Source organism: Aliisedimentitalea sp. MJ-SS2 (genome assembly GCF_032586155.1).
Classification (GTDB): Bacteria; Pseudomonadota; Alphaproteobacteria; order Rhodobacterales; family Rhodobacteraceae; genus JAWHTC01.
On the sequence record NZ_JAWHTC010000007.1, the window covers coordinates 63,371 to 83,940 of the forward strand.

The following is a 20,570-nucleotide window of genomic DNA, read 5'->3' on the forward strand; positions in this document are numbered from 1 at the left end:
TCTCTCTGGCGCTTGCGAGATGAGGGGTTGCCCGCCTATCAGGGGGTAAGCACAGGAGGAGTATACCATGGGATACCGCGAAGTTTATGATGCCTGGAAGGCCGACCCCGAAGCGTTCTGGATGGAGGCCGCACAGGCGATCGACTGGGATCAAGCCCCGTCGAAGGCTCTGTTTGACAAAGGCAACAATCTTTACGAATGGTTTGCCGACGCCAAATGCAACACCTGCTGGAACGCGGTGGACCGTCATGTCGAGGGCGGTCGTGCGGATCAGGTGGCTGTCATTTACGACAGCCCGATCACCGGCCGGAAGCAGCAATTCACCTATGCCGAATTGAAGGATCGGGTGGCGCATCTGGCGGGCGCGCTGAAGGCCAAGGGCGTGGAAAAGGGCGACCGCGTGGTCATCTACATGCCGATGGTGCCGCAGGCGATCGAGGCGATGCTGGCGTGCGGGCGTCTGGGCGCGGTGCATTCGGTGGTGTTCGGCGGGTTTGCCGCCAACGAGTTGGCCGTTCGGATCGACGACGCCAAGCCAAAGGCGATCATCGCGGCAAGCTGTGGGTTGGAGCCGGGCCGTGTGGTGAAATACAAACCACTTCTGGACGGCGCGATTGAGATTGCCAAGCACAAGCCCGAGTTCACCCTGATCCTGCAACGCGAGGAAGAAGTGGCGGAGCTAATCGACGGCCGTGATTTCGACTGGGTCGAGGCGGCTGCGGCGGCCGATCCGGCGGATTGTGTGCCGGTTGAGGGCAATCACCCCTCGTATATCCTTTACACCAGCGGCACCACGGGCGCGCCCAAGGGTGTGATCCGTCACACGGCCGGTCAGCTTGTCGCGCTGAACTGGACCATGAAAAACATCTACAACATGAACCCTGGTGAGGTGTTCTGGGCCGCATCCGACGTGGGCTGGGTCGTGGGGCACAGCTATATCGCCTATGCGCCGCTGATTCACGGCAACACCACCATCGTGTTCGAGGGCAAGCCGGTGGGTACGCCGGATGCGGGCACCTTCTGGCGGGTGATTTCCGAATATGACGTGAAGAGCTTCTTCACCGCGCCGACCGCCTTCCGGGCGGTGAAACGCGAGGACCCAAAGGGCGAGTTCGTCAAGAAGTATGACCTTTCCGGTTTGCGGGTCGTGTACCTGGCGGGCGAGCGGGCCGACCCTGACACGATCGTCTGGGCGCAGGACCAGCTGGGCGTGCCGGTGATCGACCACTGGTGGCAGACCGAAACCGGCTGGTCGATTGCCGCCAACCCGGTGGGGATTGAGATGCTCGACGTGAAACTGGGTAGCCCGTCGGTGCCGATGCCGGGCTATGACGTGCAGGTTTTGGGCGATGACGGCCATCCTTTGCCTGCCGGTGAGCTGGGCGCGATTGCGATCAAGCTGCCACTGCCGCCGGGCACGCTGCCGAACCTGTGGCAGGCCGAGGACCGGTTCCAAAAAAGTTATCTCAACACCTTCCCCGGTTATTACGAGACCGGCGATGCGGGGATGATCGACGAAGATGGCTACCTTTACATCATGGCGCGGACCGATGACGTGATCAACGTGGCGGGGCACCGCCTGTCCACCGGCGGTATGGAAGAGGTTCTGGCGCATCACCCGGACGTGGCCGAATGCGCCGTGATCGGGGTGACGGATCAGCTGAAAGGGCAATTGCCTGTCGGGTTCCTGTGCCTGAACGCCGGGTGCAACCGCCCGCACGAGGAAGTCGTGGCCGAGGTGGTCAAGATGGTGCGCGAGAAGATCGGACCCGTCGCAGCGTTCAAGCTGGCCATTGTAGTGGATCGCCTGCCCAAGACCCGGTCCGGCAAGATCCTGCGTGGCACCATGGTGTCGATTGCGGATGGCACCGAATGGAAGATGCCCGCGACGATTGATGATCCGGCGATCCTTGAAGAGATCGCCGAGGCGCTGCAGACCATCGGCTATGCCAAGTAAGCGCCACACGGAAAACGAGAGGCCCGGACATAAGCTCCGGGCCTTTTTCTTTCGTGGCGTCGCGCTTGACCGGCGTGGCATTTGCGGGCCCTCTTGAGCACCAAGGAGGACCCCGAAATGACCACATCCCGCATCCCCGGATTTCACAACCTCACCCGTGAAGAGCGGCTGGCGAAAGTGGCGGAGCTGGCCGGTTTGGAGGACGCACAGGCCGCCCATCTGATGGCGGCGGCGGCGCATGATGGAGACTTGGCCGATCATCTGAGCGAAAACGTGATTTCGGTCATGTCGGTGCCATTGGGCGTGGCGACGAACCTGGTTGTTGATGGGCGGGACGTGCTGGTACCGATGGCAACCGAAGAAAGCAGCGTGGTGGCGGCGGTGTGCAACGGGGCGCTGGCCTGTCGAGATGCCGGGGGCGTTGTCACGCACGCAGACGAACCATGCATGATTGCGCAGGTGCAGGTGACGGGGCTGGATGATCTGCTTAGGGCACAGGCGATGGTGCACAACAAGAAGCAGGCCATCGCCGGGATATGTGATGCATGCGATCCGATGCTGGTCAAGCTGGGTGGCGGATTTCGCGACTTGGAGGTGCGGGTCGCCGGGCCGTTCCTGGTGGTGCATCTGATCGTTGATGTGCGCGATGCGATGGGGGCCAACGCGGTCAACACCATGGCGGAGCGGCTTGCGCCGAAGCTTGAGGAGTGGACCGGGGGCAAGGTGGGTCTGCGGATCCTGTCGAATCTGGCGGATCGACGGCTGGTGAGGGCGCGGGCCACCTGGCCGGCAGATGTGATCGGGGCGGCGACGGTTGACGGGATCGTGCAGGCTTACGCGTTTGCCGCCCATGACCCCTATCGCGCAGCGACCCATAACAAGGGGATCATGAACGGGGTCGGTGCGGTGGGCCTGGCCACCGGCAACGATACGCGCGCGCTCGAGGCCGGGGCGCATGCCTTTGCAGCCAAAGATGGATACGGACCTTTGACGCGCTATTGGGTCGAAGACGGCGACCTTGTGGGCGAGATCGAGATGCCGATGCCGGTCGGCGTTGTCGGCGGGGCGACAAGGGCGCATCCCACGGCACAGGCGGCGCTCAGGATCATGGGGGCAGGCAATGCTGACCGGCTGGGCCGGGTGATGGCGGCGGTGGGGCTGGTGCAGAATTTTTCGGCTTTGCGGGCCTTGGCGACAGAAGGCATTCAGCGCGGGCACATGGGATTGCATGCGCGCAATGTGGCAATCGCAGCAGGGGCCGTGGGGGATGAGATCGACCGGGTTGCGGCTGATATGATCGCAAGTGGTGAAGTGCGTGAGGATGTGGCGCGAGCGTTGCTTGACCAATAGCGCAGCGTCTTGTCGGAGGACGGCCGGGGCCTTACCACTTTTCTTTCCACGGGCGCAGGTCGAGTTCGTGCGTCCAGGCGCAGCGCGGTTGATTGTGCAGCATGACATAGTTGGCGGCGATGGCATCGGGGTTGAGGATGGTATCGCCTTTGCGCATGTCGTCGACTCCGGGCACGTTTTCTCGGATGAAATTGCTGTCGATGGCCCCGTCGATCACGACATGGGCAACATGAATATTCTGCGGCCCCAGCTCTCGCGCCATGGATTGTGCGAGCGCGCGCAGCGCGTGTTTTGCGCCGGAGAAGGCCGAGAACCCGGCCCCCCCGCGTATCGAGGCGGTGGCGCCGGTGAAGATGATTGTTCCCCGGCCACGGGGCTGCATCACCCGGGCGGCTTCGCGACCCATCAGGAACCCGGCAAAAGCGCCCATTTCCCAGACCTTGCGATAGACCCGTGCAGTGGTCTCGGAGATGCCAAAGCGGACATTCGCTCCGATGTTGAAAATGGCTACTTCGATCGGGCCGACCTCGGCTTCGATCTCTGAAAAGACCCGTTGCATGTCGTCTTCGTCGCGGGCATCGGCGGGAAAGGCGCGGGCCTGACCGCCGTTGGCGCGGATGCTATCGGCAAGGGCTTCGAGCTTCTCGGCGTGGCGCGGGCGGCGTACCAGGCAGGCGGTCATGCCTTCGGCGGCAAAGGCTCGGGCGATCGCGCCGCCGGTGTCGTCTCCGGCGCCGATCACGACGCAAGCAGGTGTCGGGCTCATGGCAAAATCTCCGCTGTGGCTATGCCAAAAGCCTACGAGCGGGCGTGAGCGGCTTGCAATGATTCAATGGCCTAGTCGCCAAAGAGCGGTGTTCTCAGACGAACTGTTCGCGGATCAGACGCTCTTCGAGCCCATGTTCGGGATCGAACAGCAGGTGGTGTTCGACCGACGGCTCCGAGCGGATTTCGACGGTTTCGACATAGAGCACCGAGCGTGAATCGGCATCCGCCATGACCGGGCGTTTCTTGGGTTCCTGCACGTCAATGCGCACATGGGCGGATTTCGGCAGAAGCGCACCGCGCCAGCGCCTCGGGCGGAAGGGAGCAATTGCTGTCAACGCCAGCACGTCCGAGCCGATCGGCAGAATCGGGCCGTGGGCCGAGTAGTTATAGGCGGTTGATCCGGCGGGCGTCGCAACAAGAGCCCCATCGCAGACCAGCTGCTCCATCCGCAACCGCCCGTCGACGGTGATCTTGAGCTTTGCCGCCTGTGGGCCCATCCGCAAAAGCGAGACCTCGTTGATCGCCAGTGCCTCGTGGACTGAGCCATCGCCGCGGGTGGCCTTCATCGAAAGTGGATTGATGACCGTCTCTTCGGCAGCGGCCAGCCGTTCAGGCAGGTCGCTTTCGGAGTATTCATTCATCAGGAACCCTACGGTGCCGCGGTTCATGCCATAGACTGGGGCGTCCATCTCTTGCGTCCGGTGCAGCGTGTGCAGCATGAAACCATCCCCACCGAGAGCCACGATGACGTCGGCCTTGGTCTCGGGTGTATCGCCATAGCGCGCGATCAGCGCGGCGCGTGCGGTCTGGGCCACGGGCGCGTCAGAAGCGGTGAATGCGATTTTCAGGCTCATCGCTGATGTTTCCGATAGTGGTGCGGTATCCCTCACCTGCACGATGAACGCCGCGCTGGCAAGCGGAAGTGTCGGAATCGGGTCTTTCCGCGGCGTAGGCTTTGCGCTAACACCGATCCGCGAAACCCACGCGCGAAACGACAGCGACGGAGACCTGCCACATGTCGAACCCCGGCTTTTTTACCGAAGAGCTTTCCAGCCGTGACCCCGAAATCTTTGGGGCCATCGAAAAGGAACTTGGCCGTCAGCGCGATGAAATCGAGCTGATTGCATCTGAAAACATCGTCAGCCGCGCCGTAATGGAAGCGCAGGGGTCGGTGATGACCAACAAATATGCCGAGGGCTATCCGGGGCGTCGGTACTATGGCGGGTGTCAGTTTGTCGACATCGCCGAGAATCTGGCGATTGACCGCGCCAAGGAACTGTTCGGCTGCGAGTTTGCCAACGTCCAGCCCAACTCTGGCAGCCAAGCCAACCAGGGTGTTTACCAGGCGCTGTTGCAGCCCGGTGATACCATCCTGGGCATGAGCCTGGATGCCGGTGGCCATTTGACCCACGGCGCCAAGCCGAACCAGTCGGGCAAGTGGTTCAACGCCGTGCAATACGGTGTGCGCCCGCAGGACCAGATGCTGGACTATGACCAGGTTGAGGCGCTGGCCAAGGAGCATCAACCCAAGCTGATCATCGCTGGCGGCAGCGCCATCCCGCGTCAGATCGATTTCGCCCGCATGCGCGAGATTGCCGACATGGTTGGCGCGCTCTTGCACGTGGACATGGCGCACTTTGCCGGTCTGGTGGCTGCGGGTGAGCATCCGTCGCCGTTCCCTTATGCGGATGTGGCGACCACCACGACACACAAGACCCTGCGTGGGCCGCGTGGGGGTATGATCCTCACAAATGATGAAGCAATTGCTAAGAAGGTGAACTCTGCCATCTTCCCGGGCATCCAGGGCGGTCCGCTGATGCATGTCATCGCAGGTAAGGCCGTGGCCTTTGGCGAGGCGCTGCGCCCCGATTTCAAGGACTATGCCAAGGCCGTGGTTGCCAACGCGCAAGCGATGGGGGACCAGTTGATGAAGGGTGGCCTGGACCTTGTGACCGGTGGCACCGACACGCATGTTCTGCTGGTCGATCTGCGGCCCAAGGGCGTAAAGGGCAACGCGACCGAAAAGGCGCTGGGCCGGGCCTATATCACTTGCAACAAGAACGGCGTGCCGTTTGACCCGGAAAAACCCACCATCACCAGCGGCGTGCGTCTGGGTTCGCCCGCGGGCACTACGCGCGGGTTTGGCGAGGGTGAGTTCCGCCAGATCGCCGACTGGATCATCGAGGTTGTCGACGGGCTGGCCGCGAATGGCGAAGAGGGCAACGGTGAGGTCGAGGCCAAGGTCAAGGCCGAAGTGGCCGAGATGTGCGCCAAGTTCCCGCTGTATCCGGGGATGTGAATGGTGCGTGAAATCACGCACCCTACGAATTTGGAAAGGCCATCGCAAAACGCGGTGGCCTTTTTTGTTTGCCGGGCGTAGCGTTTTCCAGCCGATAGAAGGGGACAGGCCATGGCGTTGATTTCAGACGATCTTTTGCAAGAGATTCGGGCGCGGTTCGCCCATGTCGACAGCGATCCGTTCCAGGGTGAGCGGGTGTTTTTCGAAAACGCTGGCGGGGCGCTGACGCTGAAATCGGTTGTCGAGACCTCGGCGTTCTATGCGGCCATTCCCGATAACCAGGGGCGGGATAATGTGGCCAGCCATGCGCTGGTCAAGGCGATCACCACGGCGCGTGAGGATATGGCGCTGATGATGAATGCTCCGGGCGGGCAGTTTTTCGTAGGCGAAAGCGGCACCGAGCTGTTGTTCCGGCTGATCTCGGTCGCCTGTCTGAGTGGCGGCAAGGGCCGGGTTCTGGGCTCGACGCTGGAACATCCGGCAAGCCGGAGTGCGGCGGCGCGCTGGGCCGGGATTGCCGGGCAGAAGCATGTATTGGTCGATCATGATGATGCCACAGGTACCGTCGGGGTCGAGGCCTATCTGCCTGAAATCACCGAAGATACCCGGGTCACGACGATCCTGCATACCTCGCCCGTCACGGGGATGGGCGTGGATGTGGCGGCGATTTCGGCGGCGATCCGCAAGGTCGCGCCCGAGTGTTTCATCATTGTCGATGGCATTCAGCACGCAGCGCATGGGCGGATTGATCTGGCGGAAATGGGCGTCGATGGTTACGTGATTTCACCCTACAAGATGTTCTCGCGCCATGGCTACGGGCTGGCCTGGGTGTCGGATCGTCTGGGCTCGGTGCCGCACAATAACCTTTTGAAAGGGCCGGAACAAAACTGGGAAATGGGAACACGGGATACCGGGTCTTATGCGACGTTTTCGGACGTGGTCAACTACCTTGACTGGCTGGGTGGCGAGGTCTCGGACGAGACCGACCGACGCGAGCGGATCAAGGCGGCGGGCGAGGCGATTCATCAGCATGAGGCGCGGCTGACCGAAGCGATGATCCATGGCACCGGCAACCTGAAAGGGCTGGCGGCGATGGAGAGGGTCATGATCGTCGGCGGCGCGGATAACCCGGCGCGCGAGGGGTTGGTTTCCTTTGCGGTTCAAGGGGTTGAGAGCGGCGACGTGGTGGCGCGGCTGAATGCCGAGGGGGTGCGGACGCATATCCGCAAGGCCGATCATTACTCGGGCAATGTGCTGGATCCGCTGGGCTGGCCGTCCTGCATTCGGGTGTCGCTATGCCACTATAATTCCGAGACTGAAGTGGCACGGTTCCTGGGCGTGATGCAGGAGATTGCGGGGTAGCGTACGGTCGGGTTAACGCCGCGATTTGACCGGAATTTTAAGGGCTGGAATCTGTCTGCTATCTGTCGGGTATCCGTCGGGCGTTCGGTCGGGCAGGGATTGGGCAGGAAATGGCTTAACGCAACGTGCGGTTGGATGGCGGGTAGTAGGTTTCCTGATTGACGGAGTTCGCCAAACAGAGCCCGAGCGGAATCAAGGCGCTTGCGCCGCCGCGAGATCACCAGACCGCCCCCTGGGCTGGTGATCTCGCGGCGTCGTCTCATGCCTCGGAATGCCGTATCGTCATCCGCAGCGCCAGCAACAGGGTAGTCACGCTCAGCACCAGCCACAGCCCGCCCCAGAACATCGTCGGGCCGCCGAACTCCTCGGCCAGCATGCGCGCGTCCGAACGCAGCTCGGAGCGGGCCAGCGTGTCAGAGAAAATGTCGAGCGGGACATAAATCATCGAGCTGAGTCCGATCACCCGCAGCACCGCATCGTTGACGAGGTGGCCGGTAAACCGGGCAATCGCCAGCATCACCGCGCCAGTACCGGCACAAAAGATAAAGGCAAAACCTTCACGCACGTAGAGCGTCGCGACGATCAACAGCGTCGCGCCAAGAAGGGCGGTGACCCAGCGGTCGATATTGCCCTTGAGTGCAGCCATGAACAGCGCCAGCCCGATCAGCAGAGACCCGAGATAACCCGAGCTGAGGATCAGGAAGCGGTTGCCGCCGCGGGCCTGAACGAGGCCGCCCTGATGCGGTGTCAGGGAAAGCGATTCCGGGCTGCCCCCGGTGAGAAGCACTGTCAGCAGATGCGCCAGCTCGTGAAAGAACACCGCCAGGATTTTGAGCGGCAACAGGAACGGCGTGGACCACAACACCGTCAGTGCGCTCAAAACGGCAAGAGCGACAAGGCCTGCCTGGTGTTGTCGCAGCAAGCCCTTCATGACAGCGATGCCCGCGCTTCGCCCGGGGTCATGCCGGTCCAGCCCTGGAAGGCGCGATAAAACGAATTCGGGTCGCGATAGGCCAGAAGATACGAGATTTCATGCACACTCATGTCGTCGCGTTTGAGGTAGTGCATCGACAGTTCCGCGCGGGTGGATTCAAGCACAGATTGGAAGCTTTCGCCTTCCTCCTTCAATTTGCGCTGAAGCGAGCGGCGCGACATGGCGAGGCGGTCGCAGACGGCATCGATGGTGGCTTCGCCCGCGGGCAGGATATCAACCAGCGCCCGGCGCACCCGGATCGAGACCGCGAGCCGTTTGTTGCGGTCGTGCATTTGCTGACGCAGATCGGCCTCGATCACGCGGTATTGCTCTTCATTGGCGAATATCATTCGGCGGTCGGCATCCTCGTGCGACAGGCGCATTTCGGGGACCGGGGCGAGATGGGGCGTGACCCCGAAAAACTCGATCACCTCGGGCGGGATGGATGGATTGAGTGGCCCACCCAGGGCCAGGGGCACGATGGCGTGGCCGGTGAAGCTGCGGCAGATCTCGACGAAATAGACCAATTCGAACAGTGAAAAGAGGGCAGGTGCCCGGATGTCCGGCGGCGGGGCCCAGCGTAGCGTCAGGCCACGCTCGTCCCGTTCGGCCGTCATCGTGATCGGCACCACCAGCGGTTTGAACACGGCCAGGCGGTCGAAGCCGGTCTTGATGTCGGGGCTGGAGGCAAAGCCATAGATCGCCGGAATCATCGGGCCGCAGGCAGCGGTCTTGGCGATTTGCAGGGCCAGGCCGGGCCCGCTGGCCTCGTCCTCGGTCGCCTGCCAGAGGGCAAAGAACTGCTCGGCGGTGACGCCTCCATCCTCGGAGAGGAAGTGATCCGGGGCAAGGCCGGCCCGGCGCATGATGCGGGTGTGATCCAGCCCCATGGCCTGGGCCATCTGGATCATCTGGGCGCCAATGGAATAGGTTTCCTGTTTCGCCATTACGGCCTCCTTTTGCCCGGCATGCCTAGGCCAAACCGGGGTGGCATGGCCAGTTGGGCGGCAACGGATGGCACCAAATGAAAGAGTTTTGGCGCGAATTGCAAGTTTCAAATGGCGAGGGATGCCCTAGATTGAGGGGAACCGAATGAGGCGAGGGAAACGCGCGACATGCAGATCAAGGTGAATGGCAAGGCCCACGAGGTGGATGTCGAAGGCGACATGCCGCTGCTGTGGGTTCTGAGGGACGAGTTGGGGATCAAGGGGGTCAAATACGGCTGCGGTGTCGCGGCCTGTGGCGCCTGCACGGTGCATATTGACGGCGTTGCGGAACGCTCGTGCCAGGTGCCGGTTGGTGATGTCGAGGGCGAGATAACCACCATCGAGGGGCTGGGCACGCCGGATGCGATGCATGCGGTTCAGGCCGCCTGGGTGGAGCATCAAGTGGCGCAATGCGGCTATTGCCAGAGCGGGCAGATCATGCAGGCCACCGACCTGCTGTCGAACAGTCCGAACCCGACCGATGAGGAAATCGACGAGGCGATGCAGGGCAACCTGTGCCGTTGCGGTACCTATCCGCGTATTCGCGCCGCGGTGAAAACCGCCGCCAAGACACTGCAGGGGGCCTGAGCCATGGGACGCGTAAAGACGATTGCACGACGGACATTTCTGATCGGCTCGGTTGCCGTTCTGGGCGGTGTGGCTTTCGGGGTCTACCGGGTGAAAACACCCTATGCCAACCCGCTTGAAGACACGCTGGCCGAGGGTGAGGCGACGTTCAACCCCTGGGTTCTGATCGACAGTGAAAAGGTCACGCTGATCACGCCGCATGGCGACAAGGGGCAGGGGGTGGCGTCGATGCAGGCGGCGCTGATCGCCGAGGAAATGGATTTGGACTGGGGCGAGTTCGAAATCGATTTCGGTCAGCCCGACAAGGCCTACTGGAACCGCGCCATGGGTGATGAGGCGGTGCCGTTCATGTCGAGCGACGATGGCCGCATGGCCGAGACGATGCGCGGAATTGCCGGGGGCGCGATCAAGCTTCTGGGAATGCAGGGGACCGGCGGGTCGACCAGCGCGCCGGACAGTTTCGTCAAGCTGCGCGAGGCCGGTGCGATGGCGCGCGAGACGCTGAAGCTGGCGGCCTCGCAAAAGTCGGGCGTGCCGGTGGGCAAGCTGACCACCAGGGGCGGTGCGGTGCACCTGCCGGATGGATCGTCGCTGAAATACACCGAACTGGCGGGCATTGCCGCCGGGATCGACCCGGTGCGCGATATTGCGCTGCGCGACCCGAAAGAGTGGCGCCTTGTCGGCAAGCCGATGCAGCGGCTCGATACCCTTGCCAAATCGACGGGCACGCAGAGCTATGGCATCGACGTGGAACTGGATGGCATGGTCTATGCCACGGTCAAGATGAACCCGCGTCAGGGCGGGATCTTGAATGGGTTCGACGCAACCGAGGCGCGCAAATTGCGTGGCGTGAAGGACGTGATCGAGATCACCGGCGGTGTGGCGGTTGTGGCCGACAATACCTGGCGCGCTTTCCAGGCGGCTGAAGCCATTGAATACGATTGGGGCCCGGCACCGTACCCGGCCGAGATGGAGGACCATTGGGCAGCAATCGGGGCCTCCTTCACCGAGGATCACCTCGACAGCACATGGCGCGATGACGGCGATGCCGGAGCCACAGCCGAAGGCGGGTTCGAAGCGGAGTACCGTGCGCCCTATGTGGCCCATGCGCCGCTTGAGCCGCTGAACGCCACGGTTCTGGTCACGGATGCGGCGGTCGAGGTCTGGACCGGCCATCAGATGCCGCGGTTCCTGCAACAGCAGGTGGCGGCGGTCACCGGTCATGATGCCGAACAGGTGGTCTTCCATAACCATTTCATGGGCGGCAGTTTCGGCCACCGGCTTGAGCTGGACTATGTCAAGCAGGCAGCGGAAGTGGCCAACCAGATGCGCGGCACGCCGGTCAAGATGACCTATTCCCGGGAAGAGGATTTTGCCCATGACTTCCCGCGCCATCCGGGCATCGCCCGGGGTCGCGGTGCTGTGGCCGATGGCAAGGTGACGACGATCGACCTTCAGGTGGCCATGCCCTCGGTCGTCGGATCACAGATGGGGCGGTTGGGCATGTCCGTTCCCGGGCCGGACAGCCAGATCGCCGCCGGGTCGTGGAACAATCCCTACAGCCTGCCCAATTACCGGATGCGGGCCTATCGCGCACCGGAACTGGCGCCGGTATCGAGCTGGCGCTCGGTCGGGGCCTCGGCCAACGGTTTCTTCTTCGACAGCTTTCTCGACGAGTTGATCCACGAGGCCGGTGCCGACCCGATGGAGGAACGTATCCGCCTGATGGGCCATGACGTCAGCCGCAAGGTACTGGAAGCGGTGGCGGAGATGTCGTCGTGGAGCGGGCCCTTGGGCGATGGCAAAGGGCGCGGCGTCGCCTTTGTCGAAAGCTTCGGCGTGCCGACGGCGGAAGTGGTCGAAGTCACCGCCACCGAGGACGGGATCAGGATCGACAAGGTCTGGGTTGCGGCGGATGTCGGCACGGTGATCGACCCGGTGAATTTCGAGAACCTGGTGCAGGGCGGGGTGATCTTTGGCCTGGGCCACGCGATGAATTGCGAGATCACCTATGCCGACGGGATGGCGGAACAGGCAAACTATCCGGATGCCGAAGGGATGCGGATGGCGCAATGTCCCGAAATCTTCGTGCGCGGGTTGGAGAATGGCCCGAAAATCCGTGGCATCGGTGAGCCGCCGGTGCCACCCGCTGCACCGGCCCTGGCCAACGCGATCTTTGCCGCCACGGGGCAGCGCCTGCGCGAAATGCCGTTTTCGAAATTCGTGACGTTTGCCTGAGAAAACGCCTTCCCGCCACGCTCCCGCCCACCCACCCCGCGTGGCCGAGGGGAGTGGCGTCCGTTTTTCAACCGAAGCGATGGGGTGGAGGCGGGAATGAGTTTTTCAGCCAAGGAAGAGAACTGATGCCGGCTCTCTTTCTTTGGGTAAATACTCAAACCCCGCCAGTTGATCCAGATGCTGCGTTTTCCGACAGGTGAGCCCGATCAATTCCCGCGCCGAGCCTCAGCGAGGCCCCCCTTGGCGACGCCGTCAGGCGGCGCAACCCAAATCGACCGACGCCGTCAGCACAGCGCAAATCCCCGCTTGATGCCGGTGCGGGCCGGTCCTAGGGTGCGGCCATGATCTACAAGCTCCCCATCCGCGTTTACTATGAAGACACCGACATGGCCGGGATCGTCTATTACGCCAATTACCTGCGCTATATCGAGCGCGGGCGCAGCGAATGGGTGCGCGAGGTCGGCCTTGATCAGAACAAGATGAAGGACGAGGACGGGATTGTCTTTGCTGTTCGGCGGGTCGAGGCCGATTACCTGGCACCGGCGCGGCTGGATGACGAGCTGGTCGTCGAGACCTGGGTTGAGAGCCTGAAGCCGGTGCGCATGGTCATGGGCCAGGAGGTCAAGCGCGGTGACGAGGTGCTGTTTCGGGCCATGGTCACCGTCATCTGCATGACGCTGGAGGGCAAACCTGTGCGGCTGCCCAAATGGGACGGCTAAACGGCGGTTGAAGCAGTGGGCGGGCCGGACGGTTCCGGGCCGCTCGCGTCGCAAACGGCGGATGACCGGCTCAGTGGCTCAGATCCTCCAGGATGCGGTCCATCATCTCGTCACAGGCCCTCAGTTGGCTCAGCGTCAGGTATTCGTCCGGCTTGTGACCTTGCCCTTCCATTGAACCCGGGCCGCAGACCACGGTGGGAATGCCCAGCTCGCTGAAAAACCCAGCCTCGGTACCGAAGGCCACCTTGGTGGTGTCGTTGGTCCGGGCCAGTTTCTGGGCCAGACCGATCACGCAATCGCTGTCGGGCACGTCGAGACCGGGATAGGCGTTGTACTGTTCGATCTCGATCCGTGCGCCGTTCCAATCGCGGCGATAGGTTTCGCTGACGCGTTCGGCGGCGGCGTGGATGGCGCGCAGGATATCCGCGGCTGGATCAGCGGCGAGATGGCGGTATTCAAAGGTGATCTCTGCCCGGTCGGGCACGATGTTGAGCGCGGTGCCACCGGTCAATAGGCCGACATGCAGGGTGGTGTAGGGCACTGAATAGGCCGGGTCGCGGTGGCCTTGTTCGGCAAAGCGCCGCTGCAGTCCGCGCAGTTCGGTCACGAAATCCGTGGCCAGGTGCAGCGCGTTGACGAAATTCGGAGCCAGCGCCGAATGGCCGCTTTGCCCGAAACAGGTGGCGCGCAGCGCGGCCTTGCCCTTGTGGCCCACTGCGACCTGCATCTCGGTCGGTTCACCCACGAAACAGGCGCGGGGCTGTCCAATCAACGGAGCGACACGATCAAGCATTTCCTGAATGCCGACACAGCCGATTTCCTCATCATAGGACAGGACCATTTTCAGCGGCTCGCGCAGGTCGGCCCGCGCCGCCCGCTCGGCTAGCGACAGTATCGAGGCGAGATAGCCTTTCATGTCGGTGGTGCCCCGGCCAAACAGCCGATCCCCCTCGCGGGTCAGGCGGAACGGATCACGGGTCCAGTCCTGTCCGTCGACCGGAACGACGTCGGTATGCGCCGACAGCATGATACCGTCGCCCGTGGGGCCGATTTCGGCGTAAAGGCCGGTTTTTCCCCCATCCGCGCTGGGAATGCGGGTCACGGCAAAGCCGTGGCGTTCAAGGATGTCAGCGGCATAACCCGCCAGTTCGAGGTTCGAATTGCGGCTGACGGTGTCAAAGGCAATCAGCCGGTCCAGGATTTCAAGCGTTCGCGTCATCGGGCTGCTATCCGGTCAGGCCTGGGATTTTTTCGACCGCATCCTTGTCATGATCGATCACCTCGCGGCAATGGTCGATGAAGGCGGTCATCGTTTTCGTCGGTATCTCGTTCCTGACGCGCAGCAGGCCGATCTGCATCGGCCGGGCGGTGCCCGGCAGCGGAATGAACCTGAGCACCTTGCCGTCCGGGGACTGGTTGTTCAATGGCAGGATGTTCGCGATCGAAAACCCGAACCCGTTGGCGACAAGGCTGCGCATGATCGACATGTCGCGGGTGCGTTCGGTGACGTTCGGCTTGAAGCCCGAGTCGTGGAAAAAGGACAGGAAATACTCGCTGCTGTGGGGCAGATCGAGCAGCACCATCGGTTCACCGCGCAGGGCATCGACCGTGATTTCCTCGAACTTGGCCAGTGGGTGGTCTTCGCTGACCACGACGTAGGGTGGCAGGCTCACCAGCGGGCTGAATTCCAGCTCGGGTGGGATATCGAGGTCATAGGTCAGGGCGATGTCCAGCTCTCCCCTTCGCAGTTGGCTGAAGATCTCGGCCTGGTTCAGCTCGTGTTGTTCGATGCGCGCGTTGGGCTGGGCATCTTCGAACTTGCGGCGCAGAGAAGGCAGTACAATCTGCGCGAAGGTAACGAGACAGCCTACCGACAGGGTGCCCTGAATGTTGCCGGTGATCTCGCCCGCCAGGTCCGAGAGGTTCTCGGCGTCCTTCAGGATCACTTCGGTGCGTTGCAGGAACCGCTCGCCCCCCTTGGTCAGGGTCAGACCCTTGGCATGTTCGCGGATGAATAGCGTCAGCCCGAACTCGGTTTCGAGCTGCGCAATCGACGCCGAAATTGTCGGCGACGAGACGTTCAGCCGTTCACTGGCCGCGGCGATGCTGCCGGTTTTGCCAACCGCGACGAAGTATTCAAGTTGGCGAAGGGTGAATCTGAACGGCAAGGTGCCTTCCCCCGTGGGTTTGTCCGCTTATGGCTTGCACATTATCCAAGTTGTCGTGTGCGCGGTATGTTTTTCGGGCAATGGTCGCGACACGCCGAAGCGAGCGCCCGACGCACCGGTGTCAGGCAGCCAACGCCAAGGTTAATCCGGGATCACCGCCGTGCCGTCGATCTCGACCAGCCATTCCGGGCGTGCCAGCGCCTGCACCACCAGCCCGGTCGAGACCGGATGCACGCCCTTGATGTATTCGCCCATGGTCCGGTAGACCGCCTCGCGGTGGCGCACGTCGGTGATGTAGACCACCACCTTCACCAGGTGTTCCATCGAGCCGCCTGCCTCTTCGATCAGCTGGCGGATATTCTGCATCACCTTGTGGGTCTGCTCGGCCGGGTCATGGCTGTCGATATTGACCGCGTCATCCAGGTTCTGCGGACACTGGCCGCGCAGGTAGACCGTCTTGCCGCCCCGTGTCACCACCGCCTGGCACAGATCGTTGTCGAGCGCCTGCTCTGGATAGGTGTCAGCGGTGTTGAACTTTCGTATGCGTTCATGCGCCATGGCATGTCTCCTCGTAGAGTGGGGTTTTGCCCCACCACTCATTCATTCAATTCGAAAAAGCCAGCAAGGTCCAACTTGGCCGGGCTTTGGGGGCTCACCTTTCTGACGGGCCCTGATAGGTCAGATAGGCCTGTTTGATGCCGATCTGATCAGCGATGTGTTTGGCGTCGTGCCACACCCCCCAGAGGAAGGTCGAGCCGCGGCGCGACTGCCAGGGCAGGCCGAGGAAATAGATGCCCGGTTCGTTCGACACCCCGCGCTGATGCAGCGGCGCGCCTTTCTCGTCGAATGTATCGACTTCCATCCAGCTGAAATCCTGCCGGAACCCGGTGGCCCAGATGATCGAGGTGATGCCTTCGGCGGCAAGGTCCAGCTCGCGGATTGGGTTGGTCAGGCAGTCGGGATCGGGGAAGACGTCACGCGCGCCGGGCTCTTCGGGAAGGTCGATGCCGGTACGTTCGACATAGGCATCGGCCATATCCAGCATCTCGTTATAGTTGGCGTCGCCCTTGGCAATATTGTCCTGAAGATCGCCGCCGAACTTCAACACGCCATCTTTGAAACTGTCGGTCCGGCCGACCAGGGTGACGCCTTCTCCGGCGAGGCGGCGGAAATCCATGGTTTGACCGCCATAGGCGCCGCTGACAGAGATTGTCACGTGTTCCGTGCCCGGTTTCTGGGCCGCCATGTCCCACAGGCCCAGCACCCCCAGCCACCAGACGAAATCACGCTCGCGATAGGCGCGCGGCGGGCGGTCATGCGGGCCAACCGACAAGAAGACCTTGCGGCCCGCGCGGTTGAGCTCGTCTGCGATTTGCGCCCCGGATGAGCCGCCACCGACCACCATCACCGCCCCGTCAGGAAGCTGCTCAGGGTTGCGGTAGTGGAAGGAATGCACCTGCTCGAGGTCTGCCGCTTGCGGCACGATCGGAGGGATGACCGGGCATTGGAAAGCGCCGGTGGCGGCAACGATGTTGCGGGCCTTGATCTGACCGGCGCTGGTGTCGACCAGAAAGGCGCTGCCATCTTCGGTACGGCGCGCCGTGGTCACTTCGACCCCGGTGCGGATCGGGGCGTCGACCTGTTTTGCATAGTCGACCAGGTAGTCGGCGATCCGTTCCTTGCCTGGGAATTCGTCCGGGTCACAATCCTCGAATTTCAGGTTCGGAAAGCGGTCATGCCAGGCCGGACCGTTGGCGACAAGCGAATCCCACCGCCCCGAGCGCCAGGCCTCGGCGATCCGGTTTTTTTCCAGCACGAGATGCTCGACCCCGTTATTGCCCAGATGCTCGCTCATGGCGATGCCTGCCTGTCCGCCGCCCACTATCAAAGTGTCAATTTTCTCGATCGTCATCCGTTCTGCGTCCTTTCCCGGATCGGGGCCTGCCCCGGCGTTTGTCATTACGGTTGTCAAAGTCGGTCAGGTGCCGAGTGGCACCGTGGTCACGTCTTCCGGCGACGTTTTCACAAAACCTTCACAGGTTAAATTACCGTCTTTCTCATCCTTGCTTTGGCTTTCCCAAAGCATAGGGGTTCGGGCCGCTCGAATGCGTGGCCGGCACGCTCAAAGCCCCAGCAGGTAGGGCGTGAGCAACGAAAACAGCTCGGCCTGCGAGGTGATGGCGCATTTGCGGTAAAGCTGTTTGCGGATCACCTTGACGGTCTGTGGGCTGATCCCGAGCAGCAACCCGATGGACGCCGAGGAATGACCGCGCAGGATCAGAAAGGCGATTTCCCCCTGACGCGGGCTGAGAGGGATGCCGCGTTCCTCCTTGAGCCGGTCGCGCAGCGCCTGGACGATGGCGCGATCATCCTGCCCGGCCTCGGAGCGCAACCGAGACCAATGCCGGCTGGCCAGGGGAATGACAATGGGTGACACCTCGCGCAGTCGGGACAGGTCGCGGGCTGAGAATTGACGTGCAGATGAAGCATCGCGCCCGACGCAGATGGTGACAGACACGCCCGGGGCCGGATGGGCGAGGAAGTCGACCTCGTCCGTCAGCGTCGTGCGGCGATAGTAGGTGGCAAAGTATTCGTTGCGCCGGAACTGGTCCGGAGCGACGTCTCGCAGCCTATAGAACCCTTCCTCAGCCCGCTTCGTGTGCAGCGCATAAATCGGGTCGAGCAGGTAGATGCCGCGCACATAGTCGCTGTTCAACCGTTCGAAGACACGCGGCTCGTTGGCATGAGAAAAAAACACCTTTGGGCCGCGATCCTCGAAATAAGCCAGCATGGTGACGTTGTCGATGTCACAGACTTGACCCAGCCAGGCGTAGAGTGCCGGTTCGAACTCTGTTGTGCCAAGCGCGGCGATGGCCTCGCCCAGCCATTGGTTGGTGGTTTTCGTCATCGCGACGCCATACCTCCTCGGGGGTATATACCCCTTGATTGGGCACCTATAGCATTTAGGGCTGAAACCAGTGGTATGCAGTGGGGCGGGACTTTGCAAGTCGCGGGTCTGTTGCCCGCCCGATCCGGAAAGGTATTTTCATGCGCGATCCCCGTTACGACATCCTGTTCGAACCGATGAAAATCGGCCCGCACACCGCCAAGAACCGGTTCTACCAGGTGCCGCATTGCAATGGTGGCGGCTATCGCGACCCGTCGGCCGCGGCGGCGATGCGCGGGATCAAGTCCGAAGGCGGCTGGGGCGTGATCTTTACCGAGCAATGCGAGATGCATCACACGTCGGAAATCACGCCATTTATCGAGTTGCGCCTGTGGGAGGACAAGGACATCCCGCAATTGCGCAAGATGTCGGAGAAGATGAAGGAACATGGCGCGCTGGCGGGGATCCAGCTTGCCTATTCCGGGATCAACGGGCCGAACCTTTATACAAAGGAGGTGCCGCTCGCGGTCAGTGCCGCCCCGATCCGCACCTTTACCAACGATCCGCTTCAGGCGCGGGCGCTGGACAAGTCCGACATCCGTGATCTGCGCCGCTGGTTTGTCAATGCAGCCAAACGCTCGCAAATGGCCGGGTTCGACCTGATCTGTCTTTACGGCGCCCACGGGTTCGGCATCTTTCAGCACTTCCTCAGCCGCGCCACCAATCACCGTACGGATGAGTATGGCGGCTCACTGGAAAACCGTTCGCGATTCGTCAACGAGGTGATCGGCGATATCCGCGACGCGGTGGGCGACAGGATGGCGATTACATTGCGGGTCAGCCTGGATGAGACCATCGGCGATCTGGGATTTTCCAATGCCGAGGTGCGCGAGTTTGTCGAGATGAACAAGGACCTGCCGGATCTGTGGGACCTGGCCCAGGGCACGTGGGAGGATTGCTCGGGTCCCAGCCGCTTCAAGGAAGAGGCGGCGCAGCACGAGCTGGTCAAGGGCATTCATGAATTCACCGACAAGCCGATTGTCGGGGTGGGGCGGTTCACCTCGCCCGACGTGATGGTCAAGCAGATCAAGTCCGGCGTGCTGGATTTCATCGGCTGCGCGCGGCCGTCGATCGCCGATCCGTTCCTGCCCAAAAAGGTTGAGGAAGGCCGGATCGAGGACATTCGCGAATGTATCGGCTGCAACATCTGCATCACCGGCGACATGACCATGTCAATCAGCCGCTGCACCCAGAACCCGACCTTCATGGAAGAATGGCGCAAGGGCTGGCATCCCGAGCGGATGAACGCCCAGGGCGTCAGTTCCAATGTGCTTGTGGTGGGGTCCGGTCCCGCTGGGTTGGAGGCGACGCGGGCGTTGTCGGAGCGTGGTTACGACGTGGCGCTGGCCGAGGCGACAACGACGCTGGGCGGACGCGTGGCGCGTGAACGGCATCTGCCGGGCCTGTCGGCCTGGGGCAGGGTGGTTGACTACCGTGAATACCAGATCGGCCAGAAACCGAATGTGGAGACCTATTTCGACAGCCCGCTGGATGCCGAAAGCATCCTGGAGTTTGGCTTCGAAAACGTCTGTATCGCCACTGGCGCCAAGTGGCGCCGTGATGGGGTCAGCCGGCAGCATGTGGTGCCCTTTGCCAGCGACCCGTCGATGCCGATCTATACGCCCGACGATCTGATGGACGGGCAGCTCCCCGAGGGTCGTGTCGTGATCTACGACGACGATCATTATTACATGGGGGGCGTTCTTGCCGAGCTGCTGGCGAAACAGGGCTGCGAGGTCACGATCATCACGCCGTCGGCCTACCTGTCGGACTGGACGGTCAACACGCTGGAACAGCATGAAATTCACCGCAAGCTGGCCGAGATGGGCGTGAACATCGTGCTCAATCGCGGGGTCGAGGAGATTGCCAAAGGTCACGTGGTGTCCAACTGTACCTATACCGGGCAGACCATGGAATTTGGCTGTGATGCGGTGGTGATGGTGTCGTCGAAGCTGGAAAACAATGCGATCTATCTGGATCTGAAAGCGCGCGAGGCAGAGTGGGCCGATGCCGGGATCAAGTCGGTCAGGATCATTGGCGACGCCAATGCGCCGGGTCCGATTGCCTGGGCCACCTATGCCGGACATCGCTATGCCCGGGAACTGGACGGGGAAGACATTGGTGATGCGCTGCCGTTCCGGCGCGAGATCACCGAGCTGGCGGTGGATTGAGCGAAGGCACCGGACGGCGACCGGCCCGGCGCAACCGCATCGCG

The 20,570-nt window shown here is 62.3% G+C and carries 17 protein-coding genes; 8 read left to right on the forward strand and 9 right to left on the reverse strand.

Going from position 1 to position 20,570, the window contains the following annotated elements; translation table 11 throughout:
- Positions 1 to 67: 67 nt before the first annotated feature.
- Positions 68 to 1,957: a propionyl-CoA synthetase gene (locus RXV86_RS21145; protein WP_316302529.1), complete on the forward strand. Its 1,890-nt coding sequence runs from the start codon at positions 68 to 70 to the stop codon at positions 1,955 to 1,957.
- A gap of 117 nt (positions 1,958 to 2,074) precedes the next feature.
- Entirely contained in the window at positions 2,075 to 3,307 is a 1,233-nt protein-coding gene (locus tag RXV86_RS21150) for a hydroxymethylglutaryl-CoA reductase, degradative (protein ID WP_316302530.1), read from the forward strand.
- A gap of 31 nt (positions 3,308 to 3,338) precedes the next feature.
- Here RXV86_RS21150 and RXV86_RS21155 read toward each other — a convergent pair whose 3' ends face one another.
- Together RXV86_RS21155 and RXV86_RS21160 are read right to left on the reverse strand one after the other, a co-directional pair.
- Positions 3,339 to 4,073 (reverse strand): SDR family oxidoreductase, encoded by a 735-nt coding sequence (locus RXV86_RS21155; RefSeq protein WP_316302531.1) that lies wholly within the window; start codon positions 4,071 to 4,073, stop codon positions 3,339 to 3,341.
- Positions 4,074 to 4,167: 94 nt separating this feature from the next.
- Positions 4,168 to 4,929: an NAD kinase gene (locus RXV86_RS21160; protein WP_316302532.1), complete on the reverse strand. Its 762-nt coding sequence runs from the start codon at positions 4,927 to 4,929 to the stop codon at positions 4,168 to 4,170.
- Positions 4,930 to 5,090: 161 nt separating this feature from the next.
- Here RXV86_RS21160 and glyA point away from each other — a divergent pair, with 161 nt between their 5' ends.
- Both glyA and RXV86_RS21170 read left to right on the forward strand, forming a co-directional pair.
- Entirely contained in the window at positions 5,091 to 6,374 is a 1,284-nt protein-coding gene (gene glyA, locus RXV86_RS21165; protein ID WP_316302533.1) for a serine hydroxymethyltransferase, read from the forward strand.
- A gap of 111 nt (positions 6,375 to 6,485) precedes the next feature.
- The gene (locus RXV86_RS21170; RefSeq protein WP_316302534.1) at positions 6,486 to 7,736 is read left to right on the forward strand and encodes an aminotransferase class V-fold PLP-dependent enzyme; all 1,251 of its coding nucleotides are present in this window, start codon (positions 6,486 to 6,488) and stop codon (positions 7,734 to 7,736) included.
- Between the two features lie 259 nt (positions 7,737 to 7,995).
- Here the strand turns inward: RXV86_RS21170 and RXV86_RS21175 are convergent, their stop codons facing one another.
- The gene (locus RXV86_RS21175; protein WP_316302535.1) at positions 7,996 to 8,667 is read right to left on the reverse strand and encodes a M50 family metallopeptidase; all 672 of its coding nucleotides are present in this window, start codon (positions 8,665 to 8,667) and stop codon (positions 7,996 to 7,998) included.
- Positions 8,664 to 9,656: an AraC family transcriptional regulator ligand-binding domain-containing protein gene (locus RXV86_RS21180; RefSeq protein WP_316302536.1), complete on the reverse strand. Its 993-nt coding sequence runs from the start codon at positions 9,654 to 9,656 to the stop codon at positions 8,664 to 8,666. Before RXV86_RS21180 ends, RXV86_RS21175 begins: the two co-directional genes overlap by 4 nt.
- A 168-nt stretch (positions 9,657 to 9,824) precedes the next feature.
- Between RXV86_RS21180 and RXV86_RS21185 the strand changes: the two genes are divergently transcribed.
- The 3 genes from RXV86_RS21185 (at position 9,825) to ybgC (ending at position 13,240) form a co-directional block, all read left to right on the forward strand.
- The gene (locus tag RXV86_RS21185) at positions 9,825 to 10,283 is read left to right on the forward strand and encodes a 2Fe-2S iron-sulfur cluster-binding protein (RefSeq protein WP_316302537.1); all 459 of its coding nucleotides are present in this window, start codon (positions 9,825 to 9,827) and stop codon (positions 10,281 to 10,283) included.
- Positions 10,284 to 10,286: 3 nt separating this feature from the next.
- Positions 10,287 to 12,521 (forward strand): molybdopterin cofactor-binding domain-containing protein, encoded by a 2,235-nt coding sequence (locus RXV86_RS21190; protein ID WP_316302538.1) that lies wholly within the window; start codon positions 10,287 to 10,289, stop codon positions 12,519 to 12,521.
- A gap of 341 nt (positions 12,522 to 12,862) precedes the next feature.
- Positions 12,863 to 13,240 carry a tol-pal system-associated acyl-CoA thioesterase gene (ybgC, locus tag RXV86_RS21195; RefSeq protein WP_316302540.1) on the forward strand — a complete coding sequence of 126 codons (378 nt, stop codon included), beginning with the start codon at positions 12,863 to 12,865 and terminating at the stop codon, positions 13,238 to 13,240.
- 70 nt (positions 13,241 to 13,310) lie between these two features.
- Here the strand turns inward: ybgC and argE are convergent, their stop codons facing one another.
- The 5 genes from argE to RXV86_RS21220 form a co-directional block, all read right to left on the reverse strand.
- Entirely contained in the window at positions 13,311 to 14,459 is a 1,149-nt protein-coding gene (gene argE, locus RXV86_RS21200; protein ID WP_316302541.1) for an acetylornithine deacetylase, read from the reverse strand.
- A gap of 7 nt (positions 14,460 to 14,466) precedes the next feature.
- A complete protein-coding gene (locus RXV86_RS21205) occupies positions 14,467 to 15,408 on the reverse strand; it encodes a LysR substrate-binding domain-containing protein (protein ID WP_316302544.1) in 942 nt (313 codons plus the stop codon).
- A gap of 141 nt (positions 15,409 to 15,549) precedes the next feature.
- On the reverse strand, positions 15,550 to 15,966 hold the full coding sequence (locus RXV86_RS21210; RefSeq protein ID WP_316302545.1) for a RidA family protein: 417 nt from the start codon (positions 15,964 to 15,966) through the stop codon (positions 15,550 to 15,552).
- A 94-nt stretch (positions 15,967 to 16,060) separates the two neighbouring features.
- Positions 16,061 to 17,320, reverse strand: a complete 1,260-nt coding sequence (locus tag RXV86_RS21215) for an NAD(P)/FAD-dependent oxidoreductase (protein WP_316302546.1) — start codon at positions 17,318 to 17,320, stop codon at positions 16,061 to 16,063.
- Between the two features lie 210 nt (positions 17,321 to 17,530).
- Entirely contained in the window at positions 17,531 to 18,316 is a 786-nt protein-coding gene (locus RXV86_RS21220; protein WP_316302547.1) for a helix-turn-helix transcriptional regulator, read from the reverse strand.
- Positions 18,317 to 18,456: 140 nt separating this feature from the next.
- On the opposite strand from RXV86_RS21220, the gene RXV86_RS21225 reads away from it, so the two are divergent.
- Positions 18,457 to 20,526 carry an NAD(P)-binding protein gene (locus tag RXV86_RS21225; RefSeq protein ID WP_316302548.1) on the forward strand — a complete coding sequence of 690 codons (2,070 nt, stop codon included), beginning with the start codon at positions 18,457 to 18,459 and terminating at the stop codon, positions 20,524 to 20,526.
- Positions 20,527 to 20,570 lie beyond the last annotated feature (44 nt).

Coding starts and splice junctions, on each gene's coding strand:
- RXV86_RS21145 (WP_316302529.1), top strand. CDS start 68: ATGGGATACCGCGAAGTTTATGATGCCTGGAAGGCCGACCCCGAAGCG.
- RXV86_RS21150 (WP_316302530.1), top strand. CDS start 2,075: ATGACCACATCCCGCATCCCCGGATTTCACAACCTCACCCGTGAAGAG.
- RXV86_RS21155 (WP_316302531.1), bottom strand. CDS start 4,073: ATGAGCCCGACACCTGCTTGCGTCGTGATCGGCGCCGGAGACGACACC.
- RXV86_RS21160 (WP_316302532.1), bottom strand. CDS start 4,929: ATGAGCCTGAAAATCGCATTCACCGCTTCTGACGCGCCCGTGGCCCAG.
- glyA (WP_316302533.1), top strand. CDS start 5,091: ATGTCGAACCCCGGCTTTTTTACCGAAGAGCTTTCCAGCCGTGACCCC.
- RXV86_RS21170 (WP_316302534.1), top strand. CDS start 6,486: ATGGCGTTGATTTCAGACGATCTTTTGCAAGAGATTCGGGCGCGGTTC.
- RXV86_RS21175 (WP_316302535.1), bottom strand. CDS start 8,667: ATGAAGGGCTTGCTGCGACAACACCAGGCAGGCCTTGTCGCTCTTGCC.
- RXV86_RS21180 (WP_316302536.1), bottom strand. CDS start 9,656: ATGGCGAAACAGGAAACCTATTCCATTGGCGCCCAGATGATCCAGATG.
- RXV86_RS21185 (WP_316302537.1), top strand. CDS start 9,825: ATGCAGATCAAGGTGAATGGCAAGGCCCACGAGGTGGATGTCGAAGGC.
- RXV86_RS21190 (WP_316302538.1), top strand. CDS start 10,287: ATGGGACGCGTAAAGACGATTGCACGACGGACATTTCTGATCGGCTCG.
- ybgC (WP_316302540.1), top strand. CDS start 12,863: ATGATCTACAAGCTCCCCATCCGCGTTTACTATGAAGACACCGACATG.
- argE (WP_316302541.1), bottom strand. CDS start 14,459: ATGACGCGAACGCTTGAAATCCTGGACCGGCTGATTGCCTTTGACACC.
- RXV86_RS21210 (WP_316302545.1), bottom strand. CDS start 15,966: ATGGCGCATGAACGCATACGAAAGTTCAACACCGCTGACACCTATCCA.
- RXV86_RS21215 (WP_316302546.1), bottom strand. CDS start 17,320: ATGACGATCGAGAAAATTGACACTTTGATAGTGGGCGGCGGACAGGCA.
- RXV86_RS21220 (WP_316302547.1), bottom strand. CDS start 18,316: ATGACGAAAACCACCAACCAATGGCTGGGCGAGGCCATCGCCGCGCTT.
- RXV86_RS21225 (WP_316302548.1), top strand. CDS start 18,457: ATGCGCGATCCCCGTTACGACATCCTGTTCGAACCGATGAAAATCGGC.